A 16,935-nucleotide genomic window follows, 5' to 3' on the forward strand; every position below is an offset into this window, starting at 1 on the left:
GTGCGTGGAACAATTGATAAAGGAGCTGCGTTTAACAGTAGGGGGTAACGGAGACGTCTCGATCATCCACGAAGCCCGTTGGCACTTGCCGATCAGTTCATACGAGGTATCATTCGGTCGGGTGAAGCGCTTCAAGATGGACGTGCTAATGAAAATGCTGCTCTTCGCATTTCAGGAAACGGATATCCACCGGGCAGCGACGCTCGCTGACATGCTGCTCGTGGAAGAGCTGTTTATTCGTGACTTAATCGACAAGATGCAGCGCACGGGGTTGATCCACCTTGAAAAGAAGGGCTACAAGCTGACGGCTAAAGGCATTGATTATCTGGAAAAAGGGATCTTTGAAGAGGACATGGAAGCGGAACAGACGCTGATTCTCTATAGCACCGTGCATGATATGTACTTTCTATCGGAAGATAACAGGATTCCGGAAGGCGGCGGCAAGCTTCCGCCTTACCGTTATGTGGCGGAAGAAAATATCGATCGGGCACAGGTAGTTGAGCTTCTTTCCAATGAAGGCTTTAATTCCGAAGAAGAAGGTTTTCAAATCCTTGTCACGGAAGTTACGGACCATGAAGAACTCGAGGCAGAATTCATCCCATGCATCGAATTTCAGCTATACGACCAAAAGCAGGATCTATTCTTCGCCCGCGTCTGGAACACGATGACCAGTCACTGGGATGAGGTACTTGAGAAGCAGATTGAAGAGCATGAAGTGGTGAAATGGCGGGAAGAGATGGAGGAAAAGAAGCTGGAAACGTGATTTGTTTATGTCCCTGTGACAGAAACTATTCACTACAATTGTATAAGGAAAAAGACACTCCCTGTACTCACGAAACACATAGTGGTGCCTTCTGTATTATTTTGCTTGTAAAGGAATAGTCATAATTCGGTGTGACACAGGGATAGGACAACAACAAGACAAGCTCGAAGTCTGATCGTGTCCACCTGCTATATGTGCCATCTCATGCTATAATGAATAACTTAAGATATGCTGATAAAGCGTAAGCTCCAAAAGCCCCTGTCAATAAACCATAGAGGTGTAATCAGATGAATAAAAGATGGACAATTGAAAAAATCAGAACGTTTGTAGATAACAATTCAGACAGCAAGCTGCTGTCGACCGAATATCATGGGTTTTCCCAGAAGCTGCTGTTCAAATGCTCATGCGGCAATAATTTTGAAAGAACCTTTACGAAGTTCAATAAAAACAACCAGCGTAAATGCGATGAATGCCAGCCGCCGAAGCCGTCACGCGGCCAAAAATAATAGATTGATGCGTCCGTTTCCTTTTTTGGAAATGGGCGCTTTTTTTATTGCTCAAGGAAAGAGATCAAAGGCGTCATTTACGGCGTGCGAGTGGAAGATATCGAAGAACCGGTGATGCAGGAAATTCGTTACTTGGATAAGCTGATCGACGAGCTGGCCAAAGGGAAAGCGATGGAGAAGATTTTGCGGGAGCCGGCGAAATAGGGAAGGAAGGCGGTATTCGGTTATCGAATATATAGTGGAAGATGCTGTTGATTCTCTCACCGATGAGTGGAAATTCCGCATTTTTGACCGGTTATAGAGGAAGGGAGCCTGCATGATGGAACAGACTATTTACCAAAACTGGGAACTGGATTCACTGTACGACGGAGGAAGCCGCTCAGAGAGACTGAAAAAGCTGATGAAAGAATTGCGGACGAAAATCCCGATACTTCAGGAAGCGCTCAAAAGCGTAGGAGAAGATCAGGACCAACTTGCCGATATTTTGACAGGTGTGCAATTTGTGCAAGCCGGCTGGGAAGAAGTCGATGATTTTCTCATTTGTGCGTATTCGGATAACGTGGAAGACCGGGAAGCTGTGAATCTGATGGACGAGAGCGGGATCATCCGCTCGGAACTGAACACGCTGCAAGCGGAATTGGATCAGGTGCTGGCAGCTATTCCGGAAGCGGCGTGGCTTGAATTTACAGGCCGGGATGATGTGGCGCCGCTGTCGTTCTATTTGTCCGAATGCCGTGAACGGGTGCAGGAGCGGCTGCCGCTTGAGCAGGAAAAAGTGATCAGCGCGTTAGCTGTAAACGGCTTTGATGGCTGGGAGCAGTTGCACGGACAATTGCTGACCCAGCTGAAATTCCCGCTGCCACAAGACGGCGAAACAGAAGCAGTTTCGGTCGGCCAGGCGTATATGCAGGCGATGTTCGCAAATGATCGAAGCGTGCGGCAGCAGACGGCTGCGATTATGCGGGAAGTGTGCGCATCGCGATCGGATTTGTATGCATCCGTATTGAACCGGATTGCCGGTTTCCGGCTCGATGTGTACCGGCAGCGGGGCTGGGATAATCTCCTGAAAGAGCTGCTGGAACAAAACCGCATCCAAGAGGAGTCCCTGCAGGCGATGTTGGCGGCGATTCAACGGAACAGCGACTGCATCCGGACGTATCTGAAACGGAAAGCGGAAGTGGACGGGCTTGATCGGCTGGCGTGGTATGACCTCGCCGCACCAAGTTTCAAGACGGAAGAAACGGTTCCTTATGAAGAAGCCGTGCGGATCATTACAAATCAGTTTCACCGCTTCAGCCCCAAACTGGGCGAGTTTGCAGATTATGCGTTCACTGCCCGCTGGATTGAAGCGGAAAATCGCAAAGGTAAAGGGGAAGGCGGATTTTGCGCATCTCTTCCGCTTTCAAAGGAAAGCCGGATTTTCCTGACTTACCGGGATACATACCAGGATGTCATCGTGATCGCGCATGAGCTCGGACATGCGTATCATAATTTCATCCTTCATGAAGAACCTGCCTTCGCCCGTGCGAAGGGGACAAGTGTCGCGGAAACGGCTTCCACATTCCTGGAGAACCTTGTGCTCGACGCTGCAATCGACGGAGTGGAAAGCGACCGGGAAAAGCTGGCTCTTCTTGAAATGAAAATTTCCAATGCGATTCAGTATGCCGGAATGCTTCCGAATGTGTTCCGCTTCGAGCAAAAGTTGTATGAAAAGCGAAAAGCGGGTCTGGTATCGGTCGAGGAAATTAGGCAGCTGCTAAAGGCGGAAGAGAATACCTTGTACGAAGGGATCGTCGAGGACTTGAACGACCATATCTGGATGTATACCTCCCATTTTTATGATACGAAGACACCTTTCTATAATATTCCGTACACGATCGGGTATCTGTTCTCGAATGGCATTTATTCGTTAGCGAAAGAAAAAGGGACGGCCTTCGTCGATCGCTATGACGAGCTGCTGCGTCATTCCGGCCGCATGACGATGGAACAATTGGCGATGGAATACCTGGGAGAAGATTTGACCCAGCCGGCGTTTTGGGACAAAGCATTGCGGCCGGTTCAGGAAGCGGTGGCGGAATACATCCGGCTGACGGACAAGCTGCAGCCATAGAAGCTGCCGGCCGTTGTTCCAATCCCTGTGTGACGCGATTTGCCCGGGACAGGCCGAATTTCTTGTTTCTTCAGATAAAAAACCGGGAATTATAAGCGTAGAGGTGATTCCAATGAAAAAAGACAAATGGGCTGAAGAGACATATGATAACCGGGAAATCCGGGAAGAGTATGGACGGATCATCAGTCAGAAGTCAGCAGAGCAGGAGAAATTGGAACTGGCCGATGGGGCAACGGAAATTCCGACCCATGACCTGGATATGGAAATGTCAGATGAAGAGATCAAAAAACGAGTCGGTTCGGGCAATTTCAAAACAGCAAAAGATGACCGCAATCAGCAATCGATCAACAGCTGAGCCGGCAACTTGCGCATGTCCAACGGTCAATTGCCTTGTCCGAAGCCAAACGGCCCGTCACTCCTTCAAGCAGAGTGAAGGGCTGTTTTTTTAGATTAAAGTATAGTTTTTCAAGAGCTGTCGGCAGACAGGGAGATATTGGGTGTTGATTGACAGCTGGGATATGCGGGTATAGTTATATAAATGGATTATTGATCATAAATAGGAGGGATTCAGAATGGCGCCGAAGGAACCAAGAGAACCGGTAGGAAACCGACCAAATCCGGATTCGCCTTATAAAGATACGTCAATCGATAAACTGATGGATGCAACACACGGCTTATTTGTAGATGCTAACGATGACGATGATCGGGAAAACCCGAACTCCAAGGATAAGCGGGATGATTTCTACAAACCGTTCCAGCACGAGCCAGGTACCGGAAGAGATGATACGCCGGCGGAAGATGAAGCGTTTGAAGACTTGGCTGACAGCAAACGCCATACAAAAGATACAGATGCGGATCGGGACAGAGATTACTGACCGACTTCCGGGAAACCGCAACATGACATGCAATTCACCTATAACCGCCCTCAATGAACTTAAATTGAGGGTGGTTATTTTGTGTGTAGTTCCATTCGTCTTCCAACCGAAGAAGGCACTTTCTGCTTTTTCATCCGCAAAAAGGATTTGCTTTATTAACTCTCACCAAGCCCTTCCTTCACCAGCCGGTTGATGATTTCCGCCATTTCTTTCGGGGATTTATCCATATCGTTATTGAGCCAGCGCTTAATGACGTGGATGCTGCCGCTGATGATGAACGTGCTGACATACTCATACAGGTCCTCGTCCAGTTCACTGCCCGGCGTCCAGTTCTTCATGAATGTCTGGTGGGCGAATGTCATCACTTTCTTTTGAAAACCGGTATCTTTCTTGTCATTGAGCAGGATGCGGCATACCTCTTTCTTGGAAGCGAAATAAGCCATCAGCTTCTCGATCATCTGCTGGTCGTCTTCCTGCCGTTCTTCGTATTGCGCCATATAAGCCGCCATATCCTCGATGATTTCTTCTTCGATCGTTTCCAGCAAGTCCAGTTGATCCCGGTAATGGGCATAGAATGTGGAGCGGTTGATGTCCGCTTGTTCGCATAATTCCTTGATCGTGATCGCGGTAATTTCCTTATCTTTAAGCAGCTCGATCAGGCTGTCTCTCAGCCGCATGCGCGTGTATTTTTTGCGCCGGTCCATTTTTGAACTTTCCATGACAGCCTTCCTTTCTTTTTTGGCGTTATCCGACAGATTCCTCCAAAGTGTCGGTGAACTTACAAACGGTGGGGAACTGTTTGTTGCTTATCCAACACGGTGTCCATATAATAAGCAGGTGGAAAATAAATAAAGCCGGTTGAGGTGAGTACCCATCATTATTACATCATGGATTACCCGATATAAAAAGTTTCTTGTGTTGTTATTCTCCATCCTGACCATTCTTGGAGCCATTGCTTTTACAATGGTACCAGTGAATTATGATATGAAGGATTATTTGCCTGAAGAAGCACAGTCGACAGAAGCGCTTGCAATCATGCAACGGGAATTCGGCGGCAGCGTGCCGACGAACCGGATCATGATGAACGAGTTGACGATCCAGGAAGCGCTCGCGTTCAAGGAACAACTGGCCGCAGTCGATGGCGTGTCAGATGTCACGTGGCTTGATGACGCAGTGGATTTAAGCGAGCCGCTCGAGATGGCGAACGCGGACACGGTCGACAATTACTACAAGGACGGCCTCGCATTATTCACGTTCAGTATCCAGGAAGGGGAGGAAGTGGTGGTCACCGATAGGCTGTATGAATTGATCGGTGAAGACAATGCCCTTGCCGGGGAAGCGCTCGATACGGCCACCCAGCAGAAAATGGCGGGTACGGAATCGATGTATGCCGCGGCGCTCCTTGTGCCGATCATCATCCTGATCCTCGTTCTGTCGACAACATCCTGGATTGAACCGGCGCTGTTTCTGACAGCGATCGGCGTATCGGTCCTCATCAATATGGGCACGAACATCTTTTTCGGAGAAGTATCGTTCGTGACGCAATCCGTCGCGCCGATTCTGCAGCTCGCGGTATCGCTCGATTATGCGATCTTCCTGCTGCACAGCTTTTCGGATTACCGGAAGAAAACGGTCGATCCCGAGGAAGCGATGCAGCTGGCAATGAATAAATCATTCCCGGCGATTACGGCAAGCGCCTCGACGACTTTCTTCGGATTTATCGCGCTGTCGTTCATGGATTTTGAAATCGGGGCGGATCTTGGCATTACGCTCGTCAAAGGGATTTTCCTGAGCTTCGTCAGCGTCATGGTATTCCTGCCGGCGCTGACATTGCTCGTGTATAAATGGATCGACAAGACGCAGCACCGGCCGCTCTTGCCGACGATTCCGAATAAAGGCCGCGTACTCACGAAATTGCGGGTGCCCGTGCTGATTCTGGTCGCGCTGATCGTCGTTCCGGCGTTTCTCGCCCAAAGCCAGACTTCCTTCATTTACGGCATCGGCGACCAGCCGGAAAACACGCGGGCCGGCAGCGACATTGCCGAAATCCGGGAGCATTTCGGCAAAAGCACACCGCTTGTCGTGCTCGTGCCGCGGGGCGATGTGGCAAGTGAAGAAGCGCTTGTGCAGGAACTTAGCACGTTGCCGGCAGTGTCGGACGTCGTGTCGTATGTCAGCACGGTCGGGGCCGCCATTCCGCCGGAAGCTGTCGGTGAAGACGTGACGGAGCAGTTCTATTCCGATAATTACAGCCGGCTGATCCTCCAGACGAATACGGAGACCGAAGGCGAGGAAGCGTTCGGCCTTATCGAAGAAGTCCACGAATTGGCGGGCGACTTCTACGGCAATGACGCGTACTTGCTCGGGGAAAGCGTCACGCTATACGATATTAGAAATACCGTGCAGGACGATAATACATTTGTGAATATGCTGACGCTTGTGACGATCTCATTCGTCCTGCTCATCACGTTCCGTTCGATCACGATCCCGCTGATTTTATTGCTGACGATTCAGACCTCGGTATGGATCAACCTGTCAGTGCCGTATTTCACGGATGCATCACTTGTCTATGTCGGCTATTTGCTCGTCAGCATCATCCAACTTGCGGCGACGGTCGATTATGCCATTCTGTTAACTGACACGTACAAAGAATACCGGCAGGAAATGCCGGCGCTTGCGGCCATGAAACGCACGCTCGATGAAAAGATTTTCTCGATCGGTATCTCGGCGGCCATCCTATCGAGTGTCGGGTTCATTTTATGGATCACGTCGACGAATCCGATCGTGTCATCCATCGGCCTGCTGCTCGGCCGGGGGGCATTGCTTGCGTTCGTGATGGTTGTGCTGCTCTTGCCTGCGTTGTTCATTGTGTTCGATAAAGTGGTGGAAAAAACGACGTGGAAAGCAAACTTCTATAAGAAGAAGGAGAACTGAGATGGGGAACATGAAAAAAGTACTGCCGGCAATGGCGGCGGCAGTCATCGCGGTACCGGGTCTGCAAGTATCTGCAGAGACGGATACCGGGGAATTTTCTTCTAAAGATGAAGTCGTCTACGCGAATTTGACTGCGACCGGTGATTTGATCGAAAGTTATGTTGTGAATATTTTCGAAGTCGAAGAAGCGGGGCTTATCACGGATTACGGTCCCTATGCGACCGTCCGGAACCTGACCGACACGTCCGCGATTCAGCAGGAAGGCGGGAAGGTTGAGTTCACGGCGCCGGAAGGGAAGTTTTATTATCAGGGTAACCTGGAGGAGCCGCTGCCCTGGGATATCGCGATCACGTATAAATTGGACGGGGAGGAAATCACACCGGACGAATTGGCGGGCCGCGATGGACATCTCCAGATTGTAATCGGAACGGAAGCGAACGAAGCGGTGAATCCCGTATTCTTCGAGAATTATTTGCTGCAGATCTCACTCGCTCTTGATACCGAGCTGTACCGCAACATCGAAGCGCCGGCCGGCATGATTGCCAATGCTGGACGTGACAGGCAAGTGACGTTCACGGTCATGCCGGAACAGGAAAAAGAAATGATTGTCGAAGCGGATGTCACGGACCTGGAATTTAGCGGTATCAGCTTGTCCGCGGTGCCGTCAACGCTGCCGATCGATGCGCCGGAACTCGGCGGCATGACCGGCGACATGCAGGAATTGACGGACGGTATTCTGAAAGTCCATAACGGTGTCGGTGGCTTGCAGGACGGCATCGCCTCGCTCAATGACGGTGTTGCGGAATTGCATAGCGGTTCTGCCGAGTACCGGGATGGTGTGACGTCACTGGCTGCTTCGTCCGGCGAACTGCTCGGTGCGTCCAATGAAATCGGTGACGCGCTCGAGTCGATGAACAATGCACTCAGCGGAGAACCGGCTGACATGGACCTCGGTCAATTGCAGGAATTGAGCGGCGGTCTGCGGGAAATTGCTGAGGGTCTGCGCGATACGGCAACAGGCCTCGATACGCTGAACAACAACCACCAGGCTGCCTATACTGCGCTGGATAATGCGATGACCGCCATTCCGGATTACGAGATCACAGAAGAACAGATCCAGGCGCTTTATGCGAGCGGCGCGGATGAAACGGTCATTGACCAGCTCACTGAAACGTATGCAGCAGCACAGGCGGCGAAAGAGACGTATGCAGCCGTAAGCGAAGCGTTCCAGGCGGTGAAAGGTACATTAAATGAAGTGTCCGGCTCGTTGACGGAAATGGCTGACAGCCTGGAAGAAATGGCAGATGGCCTGGCAGGATCACTTGAAGAACCCGGTGCCGGTGATCCATTCGCACAGCTGCAGAAAGGCATCAGTGAATTGACGGCGAATTACGGTGAATTCCACGCAGGCCTCTCGGAATACACAGGTGGTGTCGATCAGTTGGCAGGTTCCTATAAGGACTTGCACGCTGGCATCGGCCAACTGGAATCCGGCACAGGCGAACTGGAATCCGGTGCTTCCCGTCTCCACGAAGGCACCGGCGAACTGCAGGAAGCGACAAGCGATCTGCCGGGGCAGATGCAGCAGGAAGTCGACAGCATGATGGCCGAATACGACAAATCCGATTTCGAAGCGGAATCGTTCGTGTCAGCTAAAAATGACAATATCGGCTCCGTCCAGTTCATCATCCAGACGGAAAGCATTGAGCTGGAAGAAACTGAAGTGGCGGCAGAGCCGGTCAAAGTAGAGAAAACCTTCTGGACGCGACTGCTGGATCTCTTCAGCTGAAAACAGTCAGCAAATTATATAAGTTGAATTAAAGCATGGAATATTTATTAATCTCTTCGGCCGATCAGGGCATGGATGCGCCGGCGCTTCGCAGGCTGTAAGCGAATCAGCGAGTGTTGCGATTCCGCTGATTCCCTTTACGATAGAACACGGCTATGGAAGTCATTGCAATTTATATAGTAAGGCGTTTCCAGTAACCTGTGCGGTTAGCGGAAACGCCTTTTTGGTTTTCAGGATTTCGGTTTCAGTACGCCGGCTTTCACGAGATTGGTCAATGCGCCTTTGTTTTTGAAGCGAAAGTAGCCGCTGAGGCGATTCAGATCTTTTTGGGTCAGTTCTGCATAATCCTTCGTCAGTTCGTAATCAACTGATAATTTTTCGAGTAATTTCCGGGCATATTCAAGTTGTTTTTTGGTCAATGGTTTCTCATCGCTTGAATCAGTAGGAACCGGTGGTGGCGGGAAAATGGTTTGCTCGATCTCCGGTGTATATTTCCCTTCCCTTACCCAAGTGACATCTTCTTTCGTCAAAGCGAACCATTCACCTTCCAGGCGCTTATCTGCAAAGTGTTTATGAAACACTGCTTCCGCTTGGTGATGATCAGCGCATTTAATAAGAAAGACTAATTGGTTCTCAAAAGGAAGCTTTACACCAAAAACATTCATCCGTTTTTCAATATTTTTCGTTTTACCGATTTTAAATGTCCCGTTTAAGTACTCTTGGACAAAGTAAACATAGCCAGGGGCTTTTCCGTCCGGGAAGGGAGACTGGATGATGGCTTCTAATTCTTGCTGATTTGGTTCATATAAATACATTTTCGTTTGTGGCGGATTGGGCGGTGTCTCTACGGCCGATGTGCTATTTGCAGTGAACAGCTTGTTCAACACTTTCTTTAGCATGTTATCTGATGAACCTCCTTTGAATGATGTTATTATGTCCAGTATAAAGCAAGACAAGAAGAAATTGGTTATTTCAATAAAAGTCATAACTAAATATAAAAGCATTATTGAAAGCGAATTCAAATGCAACATGATGGACTGAATAGATTGCCATAGAGACGGCAAGATGGGAGGAGCGCACTGCTTCAACAGTGAGAGAACTTATCCAGGCTTAATCTCCCGGCTGGCAGGGAATAGGAAGACCGAACATTGAAGCCTCGGGTGCCATTAATTAAACGTGCTATTACTTTAATTCATTTATATAGAAGTACGACTTGCCAATTCAGATAGAAAGGAGGAGTTGTGATTATTGCACAGTTGATAACGAGCCGACCTGTAGCCTTGCTGACCGGTTCACTCGCTGCTATTGGAGGATACTGCGTTTATGTGAATCAAATTGAAAAGCGAAGTCTGCGAAGTAAGCTTGCAGAAATCGCGCTTGGAAAATCCCCTATCAAGAAAATACTGAGCGATCCCGATACGTTTCATCAGTTCATTGAAGCGAAGCGGGCACTGGTCTATAAATCCTATACTGTTCCGGATTCAGTGGACATGCGAGCAAGTACCCGAAAGGCGGAAACTGAAGAGATGCCGGTTTATTTGCTGGGATCGCATGACGGACAGGCGGCTTTTAGCAGTGAGTGGCATGTGTTCTATTTGCATGGCGGCGGATATGTGCTGCACCCGAGTAAAATTGGCTGGCGTTTCTTCAATAAACTGGTGGGGCAAACCGGCTGGAATGTCACAGTTCCTATATACCCGACAGTACCTAATCACCATTACGAAGAAAGTTTCCGGAAAGTTCTTGTTCAGTACAAGAAATTGCTGCAGGAAGTGCCGACGGAAAAAATCGTGCTGATGGGTGATTCTGCGGGCGGCGGGTTCGCGCTCGCACTGGCACAGATGCTGAGAGAAGAAGGGCTGCCGCAGCCGGGCAATTTGGTGCTTTTGTCTCCTTGGCTTGATGTGACCATGAGTGATCTGAGGCAAGAAGAGCTGGAAAAAACGGATCCCATACTTGCCCGGTATGGGGGAAGGAAACTCGGGGAGTTGTGGGCGGGACCGCGGCACGATCCCAGGAATCCATTTGTCAGTCCAATTAACGGAAATCTTCACGGACTGGCCCCGATTACAGTGTTCACCGGCACGCACGATTTATTGCTGACCGACGCAAGAAATTTGAAGAACCGGATGACAGAAGAAGGAATAGATCTCCGCTATTTCGAATACCCGCGGATGAATCACGCGTTTATGCTTTATCCGATCCCCGAAGCTGACGCGGCGATCAGTCAGCTGATATCAGCGGTGGAGTTCCAGGTTGGCATCTTGAACTCCACATAAATGATTGACACTGCCATAGACAAAACGATAGGCCTTCCATGGAATCCACTTTTCCATGGAAGGCTTTTTAGAGAGAAGAGAAAGAGGCGTTAAGTTGAATTCATAAAACCTTCTACTAAGTCTGATTATTTTGTGATAAGGTAGGAAAAAGCTAGTTGTGTAGGTCCCTGTGTCAAAAACAATTCATGTCCATTGCATGCGAAAAAGTAGAAGCCATGAATAGCAACGGGTACTGACTGCCGATTTTGTAAGTTTATAGAGAATAATAAGCAGTCATAATTGTTTCTGACACAGGGAGAGAAAAAAAGAGATTGGAGTGCTGTGGATGGCGCAGATGTTGGCAATATCGATTTTACTATTGGCTTTATACATAGGTGAAGTAATTTCAGCGCGCACGAAGGCGTGGATTCCTTCCATTTTTGTCAGTGGGGTACTTTTCCTGCTGGGCTATTGGACGTTTTTCCCACCGGATATCGTCGCAATTGCGGGGATTCCTGCGGCTGTGGCCGTCCTGCTTATTTACTTGCTGATTGTAAATATGGGAACGTTATTATCATTGCAGGAACTCAAAAGACAATGGCGGACGATTTTGATCGCTATATCAGGGATTCTTGGGATAGTGGCTGCCTTATTTACAATCGGTCTGCTGCTGTTTGATTTCCAGACGATTGCGGTCGCGATTCCGCCGTTGGTCGGCGGGCTCGTTTCCGCATTGATCATGTCGGAAGGAGCGACTGCGGCAGGATTGCCGACGCTGGCGGTTTTTGCGGTTGTTATTTACGTTATCCAAGGATTTGCGGGCTATCCGTTAACTTCGATTATGCTGAAACGGGAAGGCCGGAATCTGCTGCAGAAGTACCGCAACGACGATTTACCCGAGCAGAAACTGGCTTCGGATGGACCGGCGGATCCGGCGGAAGAGAACAACGAACCGAGAATGTTCGCTAAGATGCCGGAAAAGTACAACACGGATTTTTTCAAGTTTTTCCGGCTCGCTGTGGTGGGGTACCTGGCTTATTTGACGTCTGTCTGGGTGGCGCCATTGTTCGAAATCAGTCCATTTGTATTGTGCCTGCTATTCGGCATAATCGCCAGAAGTATCGGGTTCCTCGAACGGCACCCGCTGATGAAAGCGAATGGGTTTGGATTTGCGATCGCAGGCCTGTTGCTGTTCGTCTTTGACGGGTTGAAAAATGCGACGCCTGAAATGATGCTTGAACTTCTTTATCCGCTCTTTGCCTGCATCATCATCGGTGTCGCAGGCATGTACATCTTCTCGTTTATAATCGGGAAAGTCCTGAAAGTCAGCAAAGAAATGGCTTTCGCTGTTTCGCTCACCGCGCTTTACGGATTTCCGGCGGATTACATCATTACTGTGGAAGTCATCGATTCATTGACAAAAGATGAAAAAGAACGGGAAGTGCTGACAAGCTATATGCTGCCGCCGATGCTTGTCGGCGGGTTCATCACCGTTACCATCGTTTCTGTCATTCTGGCCGGGATTTTCGTTGGGTTTTTGTAAAGGCAGTGAACGCTGCATGAAACTGAAGGAGGAATTGAAGTGACGACTAAATGGGAAAATATCACGCTCTATACAGGGCGGGGAGAAAAATTGAAGCAATCAGCGATCATCATAGAAAACGGTCAAATTCTGGCGGTAGGTGATGAAGCGGTCCAAATGGATGCGGAGGCAACCGTGGACGGCAGCGGAAAAACAGTTCTGCCGGGCTTATTCGATATGCATGTCCATCTCGGCATGGACGGCGACGCGGATCCTTTTGCGCAAATTGCAAAAGATTCACAGGCAACAGCTGCATACCGTCATTACGTCAATGGCCAAAAGCAATTGAAATCCGGTGTGACAAGTGTCCGGAATCTTGGATCTCGCTGGCATATCGATCTTGAATTCCGCAACGCTGTAGCATCCGGTCTCATGGCGGGTCCCACTGTCTACGGTTCCGGGCAGCCGATCGTGATGACCGGCGGACACGGTTATCCGTTTGCAACAGAAGCGGATGGCGAGGACGAAGTGCGAAAAGCGGCAAGGGCAACGTTGAAAGCCGGCGCTGATGTGCTGAAACTGATGGCGACAGGCGGAGTGATGACGCCCGGTGTGGATCCGGGGTCTCCGCAGTTGTCAGAAAAAGAAATGCGCGCCGCCATTGAAGAGGCAAGCCATGCCGGAAAAACAACCGCTTCCCACGCGCAAGGGACAGCGGGTATTCAAAATGCTGTGCGGGCCGGCATCACGACGATTGAACACGGCATCTTCCTCGATGATGAGACCATTGAACTCATGCTGAAATACGATACGGTGCTCGTCCCGACACTCGCTGCTCCTTACTACATCGTCAAGAACGCAAAGTCCGGTGCCATTCCGCCGCATGCCGTGAAAAAAGCGGTCTATTGCTATGAAGTGCATAAAGAAAGCTTCCGGAAAGCTGTCAAAGCCGGTGTGAAAATCGCTGCCGGCACAGACGCAGGCACGCCTTTCAATCTGCATGGCGACTTTGCAAAAGAACTGGAACTTATGCGGGCGGGCGGAATGAAAGTCCGGGATATTATCACGTCAGCCACATACCATGCAGCTGAAACGCTCGATGTTCAAGATCATACCGGCTCGCTTGAAAAAGGAAAAACGGCCGATTTCGTTGTCCTCAATGCAGACCCGGAAAACGATATCAATGCATTCCGTGATATATATGCTGTCTATAAGGGTGGCGACGCTGTCTAGCGTGAGTTGAATCTGTCCCTGTGTTAAAACCGATTCAGTTTATTCACAACAATTGAATGAGAGAAAAGGTGTGCTTAATGACTCTGCGAGTTGTTGTGCACACCTTTTGTTTAGCAATCCGTATTCGGGAATAGACATACTTGTGTTTGACACAGGGACAGAAACAACACACAGGAACAGGAACACAGAAAAACAAACGGGAACTCGCATTGTGGATACTGCTGGCAGAATTGTTTGAATTTACATCTGTATAAGAGTAATCTTAAATTCAGAAGTGAGAGGAGTGAAGACGGATGGGGAAAACAATACCGGAAGTGACACTGAACGACGGAACGACATTGCCGGTTACAGGACTCGGTACATACGGATTGTGGGGCAGTGCAGGGGCCAATGCGGTGAGCAGCGGCATCAATGCCGGATACCGGCTGATTGATACAGCCTATAATTATGAAAATGAAGGAGCCGTCGGGGAAGGGATCAAACGCAGCGGCATCTCCCGCGAGGAACTCTGGATTACGTCTAAGCTGCCGGGCCGTTACCACACATACGAAAAAGCGCTCATTGCGATTCAGGAATCACTGTACCGTTCGAAGCTCGATTACCTGGACCTTTACGTGATCCACTGGCCGATCCCAAGACAGGATCTCTACGTGGAAGCGTGGCAGGCGCTGATTGATGCACAAAAATGGGGGCTTGTCCGGTCAATTGGTGTAAGTAACTTCCTGCCGGAGCACCTGGAGCGCATTATAAAGGAGACCGGAGTGACGCCGAGCCTGAACCAGGTGGAACTGCATCCGTTCTTCAATCAGGAAGCACAGCGGAAAGTGCACGAGGAGCATAACATCCAAACGCAATCGTGGAGCCCGCTTGCCAAAGCGGCGGACATTTTATCCAATGAAACCATTAACAAGATTGCGAAAAACCATAATAAGACGATTGCGCAAGTCGTGCTGCGCTGGCAGTACCAGATCGGTTCGATCTCGATTCCGCGGTCCACTTCCCCGCAGCGGCAGCGGGAAAATCTGGCCATTTTCGATTTTGCATTGAGCGAAACGGAAATGAGCGCAATTGCGGATCTGTCGCGCCCGGATGGCCGGCTGCATGATATGGATCCGGCTACGCACGAGGAATTTTAACAGTCACACTGAAAAAGATGCTGCCAGCAGGTTAAACGCGCTGGCAGCATCTTTTTTGAATGAATATTCTATGGGTGGCCGGCAAAACTTTCAATCGATTCACGCTCATTGTAGGACACGCGTTCATCGCCGATCACCTGGTAACCGCCGAACCCGAGTCCGGTCAGCAGAACGAGATCACCCGGTCCGGCAAGTGCCATCGCTTTATGGATGGCGTTTTTCCGGTAAGGTTCCCGGTGGAGATTGCTGGCGCGCGGATGGCGAAATCCGCTGAACACATCATCGAGGATCTGTTCCCGGCTAAAGAAGCCGGGATGATCGACTGTCACGATAATTTCGTCGGCCTGCTGTTCCGCCAGTGCCGCCATTTGCGGCCGTTTTTCAGGGCTTCGCAGGCCAATGCCGCTGATCATCAAAATAAGCCGGCGGTACTCAAAGCGATGTGCCGCGTCCAGTACTTTTTCAAGGCCATCCGGTGTGTGGGCGTAGTCCATGATGATTTTATAGCCGGCCGGGTGATCGATAATTTCGAATCGTCCTTCCGGCCCTTGAATCCCGGTCAAGGCACCGACAATTTTCCGGTTGCTGAGTCCGAGATGCAGGAGGACGCAGACGGCAGCCAGCACATTTGAAACATTATAATTGCCATGTACCGGAACGAAAACGTCATAAGTTGCAGTGCCGATGCTCAGCCGGAATGAGGTGCCCCGGCTGCCCGGTCTCAGGTGGGAGGCTGTAACATCGGCCGGCTTTCGAATGCCGTATGTAAGGTAAGGTCCATCGAACCGATCAAGGATCGCATCCCGCATGCCGTCATCATCGGCATTGATGACAGCTTTTTTCACTTGATCAAACAGTTTCAGCTTCGCATTCCGGTAACGAGTAAAGGTCTTATGGAACTCAAGATGTTCGGGTGTCAGATTTGTATGGACGCCGATATCAAAAACCGTACCTACCACCCGCTGCTGTTCAATGCCGATCGATGTCACTTCCAAGGCGGCTGCTTCCAGCCCGCTGTCGGCAAATTGCCGGAAAATGGCGTGGAGATCGGGTGCTTCGGGCGTCGTGTTCGTGGATTGTTCAATCTCCAGTTTCTGCTTATGGTCCCATATTCCTGCCGTTCCGATTGATCCGGTTGAGATGCGGGCTTGATTCAGAAGCGAGCGCACGAACGCTGTGACGGTTGTTTTTCCATTTGTGCCCGTGACAGCGATGGTCTTCAGTTTTTTATGGACATAACCGCTCTGTACAACAGCCAGCCGACCCATCACTTGCCGCGGGTCCGCACTGGCCAAAAACGTACAGGCGGGATTCGTCAGGTAAAATTGTTTCAATGTATTTATATCGGAACCAATGATGACAGAAGCCCCGTTTTGGATTGCCTCTTCGATGAATCTGTGCCCATCATGGTTTTCACCGGTCAGGCAGAAAAAGGCACTGTCCTTTACTGCTTTTCGGGAGTCATAGACGATTGTTGATATGTTCGTTTCGCTGTTTCCGTAAATCCGGTCAATGCCGGAAGTGTAAAATTCACTGGCGGTCATTCGCATGTTGTTCATCCTCTCTTCAGCTGGCGGTTCGGGAAATCATCGGCGGCCAAGGCATTTTTACTGACCGGAATCCGGTGAGCACAGGCCAGCTGGGTCAGATATCTTGAAGTCGAAGTATCTAGTCTTTACCCTATTTCCGTTCCAGTGCGAATTGAAACACGGGCATAAAATGCCGTGGCGGGATAATTTCGAAGAGATAAAACGGCAATACCATCCGTGCTTTCGTAGAGGAATGTTATACTTAAATTAATTCAGCGAA

The 16,935-nt window shown here is 49.8% G+C and carries 15 protein-coding genes; 12 read left to right on the forward strand and 3 right to left on the reverse strand.

Annotated features, from left to right (window positions below; all coding sequences use genetic code 11):
* The first annotated feature begins 4 nt into the window (after positions 1-4).
* From B0X71_RS03605 to B0X71_RS03630, 6 genes are all read left to right on the forward strand, one after another.
* Positions 5-763 carry a hypothetical protein gene (locus B0X71_RS03605; protein ID WP_077588163.1) on the forward strand — a complete coding sequence of 253 codons (759 nt, stop codon included), beginning with the start codon at positions 5-7 and terminating at the stop codon, positions 761-763.
* 287 nt (positions 764-1,050) lie between these two features.
* Positions 1,051-1,269 (forward strand): hypothetical protein, encoded by a 219-nt coding sequence (locus tag B0X71_RS21345; protein WP_077588164.1) that lies wholly within the window; start codon positions 1,051-1,053, stop codon positions 1,267-1,269.
* Between the two features lie 3 nt (positions 1,270-1,272).
* The gene (locus tag B0X71_RS03615) at positions 1,273-1,473 is read left to right on the forward strand and encodes a DUF2200 family protein (RefSeq protein WP_077588165.1); all 201 of its coding nucleotides are present in this window, start codon (positions 1,273-1,275) and stop codon (positions 1,471-1,473) included.
* A gap of 112 nt (positions 1,474-1,585) precedes the next feature.
* The gene (locus B0X71_RS03620; RefSeq protein WP_232336777.1) at positions 1,586-3,379 is read left to right on the forward strand and encodes a M3 family oligoendopeptidase; all 1,794 of its coding nucleotides are present in this window, start codon (positions 1,586-1,588) and stop codon (positions 3,377-3,379) included.
* Positions 3,380-3,491: 112 nt separating this feature from the next.
* Positions 3,492-3,734 carry a hypothetical protein gene (locus tag B0X71_RS03625; RefSeq protein WP_077588166.1) on the forward strand — a complete coding sequence of 81 codons (243 nt, stop codon included), beginning with the start codon at positions 3,492-3,494 and terminating at the stop codon, positions 3,732-3,734.
* A gap of 217 nt (positions 3,735-3,951) precedes the next feature.
* The gene (locus B0X71_RS03630) at positions 3,952-4,254 is read left to right on the forward strand and encodes a hypothetical protein (RefSeq protein ID WP_077588167.1); all 303 of its coding nucleotides are present in this window, start codon (positions 3,952-3,954) and stop codon (positions 4,252-4,254) included.
* Between the two features lie 155 nt (positions 4,255-4,409).
* On the opposite strand, the gene B0X71_RS03635 is transcribed toward B0X71_RS03630, so the two are convergent.
* Positions 4,410-4,973 (reverse strand): TetR/AcrR family transcriptional regulator, encoded by a 564-nt coding sequence (locus B0X71_RS03635; protein WP_232336778.1) that lies wholly within the window; start codon positions 4,971-4,973, stop codon positions 4,410-4,412.
* 265 nt (positions 4,974-5,238) lie between these two features.
* Here B0X71_RS03635 and B0X71_RS03640 point away from each other — a divergent pair, with 265 nt between their 5' ends.
* The gene (locus tag B0X71_RS03640; protein WP_232336833.1) at positions 5,239-7,188 is read left to right on the forward strand and encodes an efflux RND transporter permease subunit; all 1,950 of its coding nucleotides are present in this window, start codon (positions 5,239-5,241) and stop codon (positions 7,186-7,188) included.
* Position 7,189: 1 nt separating this feature from the next.
* Positions 7,190-8,977 carry a YhgE/Pip domain-containing protein gene (locus B0X71_RS03645; protein WP_077588169.1) on the forward strand — a complete coding sequence of 596 codons (1,788 nt, stop codon included), beginning with the start codon at positions 7,190-7,192 and terminating at the stop codon, positions 8,975-8,977.
* A 230-nt stretch (positions 8,978-9,207) separates the two neighbouring features.
* Here B0X71_RS03645 and B0X71_RS03650 read toward each other — a convergent pair whose 3' ends face one another.
* Positions 9,208-9,876, reverse strand: a complete 669-nt coding sequence (locus B0X71_RS03650) for a GIY-YIG nuclease family protein (RefSeq protein ID WP_077588170.1) — start codon at positions 9,874-9,876, stop codon at positions 9,208-9,210.
* 342 nt (positions 9,877-10,218) lie between these two features.
* Here B0X71_RS03650 and B0X71_RS03655 point away from each other — a divergent pair, with 342 nt between their 5' ends.
* The 4 genes from B0X71_RS03655 to B0X71_RS03670 all read left to right on the forward strand — a co-directional run bounded on the left by B0X71_RS03655 (position 10,219) and on the right by B0X71_RS03670 (position 15,126).
* Positions 10,219-11,256 carry an alpha/beta hydrolase fold domain-containing protein gene (locus B0X71_RS03655; RefSeq protein ID WP_077588171.1) on the forward strand — a complete coding sequence of 346 codons (1,038 nt, stop codon included), beginning with the start codon at positions 10,219-10,221 and terminating at the stop codon, positions 11,254-11,256.
* Between the two features lie 325 nt (positions 11,257-11,581).
* Positions 11,582-12,778: a hypothetical protein gene (locus B0X71_RS03660; protein WP_077588172.1), complete on the forward strand. Its 1,197-nt coding sequence runs from the start codon at positions 11,582-11,584 to the stop codon at positions 12,776-12,778.
* Between the two features lie 39 nt (positions 12,779-12,817).
* Positions 12,818-13,990 (forward strand): metal-dependent hydrolase family protein, encoded by a 1,173-nt coding sequence (locus B0X71_RS03665; RefSeq protein WP_077588173.1) that lies wholly within the window; start codon positions 12,818-12,820, stop codon positions 13,988-13,990.
* A 293-nt stretch (positions 13,991-14,283) separates the two neighbouring features.
* A complete protein-coding gene (locus B0X71_RS03670) occupies positions 14,284-15,126 on the forward strand; it encodes an aldo/keto reductase (protein WP_077588174.1) in 843 nt (280 codons plus the stop codon).
* Positions 15,127-15,194: 68 nt separating this feature from the next.
* Here B0X71_RS03670 and B0X71_RS03675 read toward each other — a convergent pair whose 3' ends face one another.
* Positions 15,195-16,676, reverse strand: coding sequence for a UDP-N-acetylmuramoyl-L-alanyl-D-glutamate--2,6-diaminopimelate ligase (locus B0X71_RS03675; RefSeq protein WP_198038680.1), 1,482 nt, complete (start codon positions 16,674-16,676; stop codon positions 15,195-15,197).
* Positions 16,677-16,935: the final 259 nt, after the last annotated feature.

Source organism: Planococcus lenghuensis, assembly GCF_001999905.1.
Lineage (GTDB): Bacteria > Bacillota > Bacilli > Bacillales_A > Planococcaceae > Indiicoccus > Indiicoccus lenghuensis.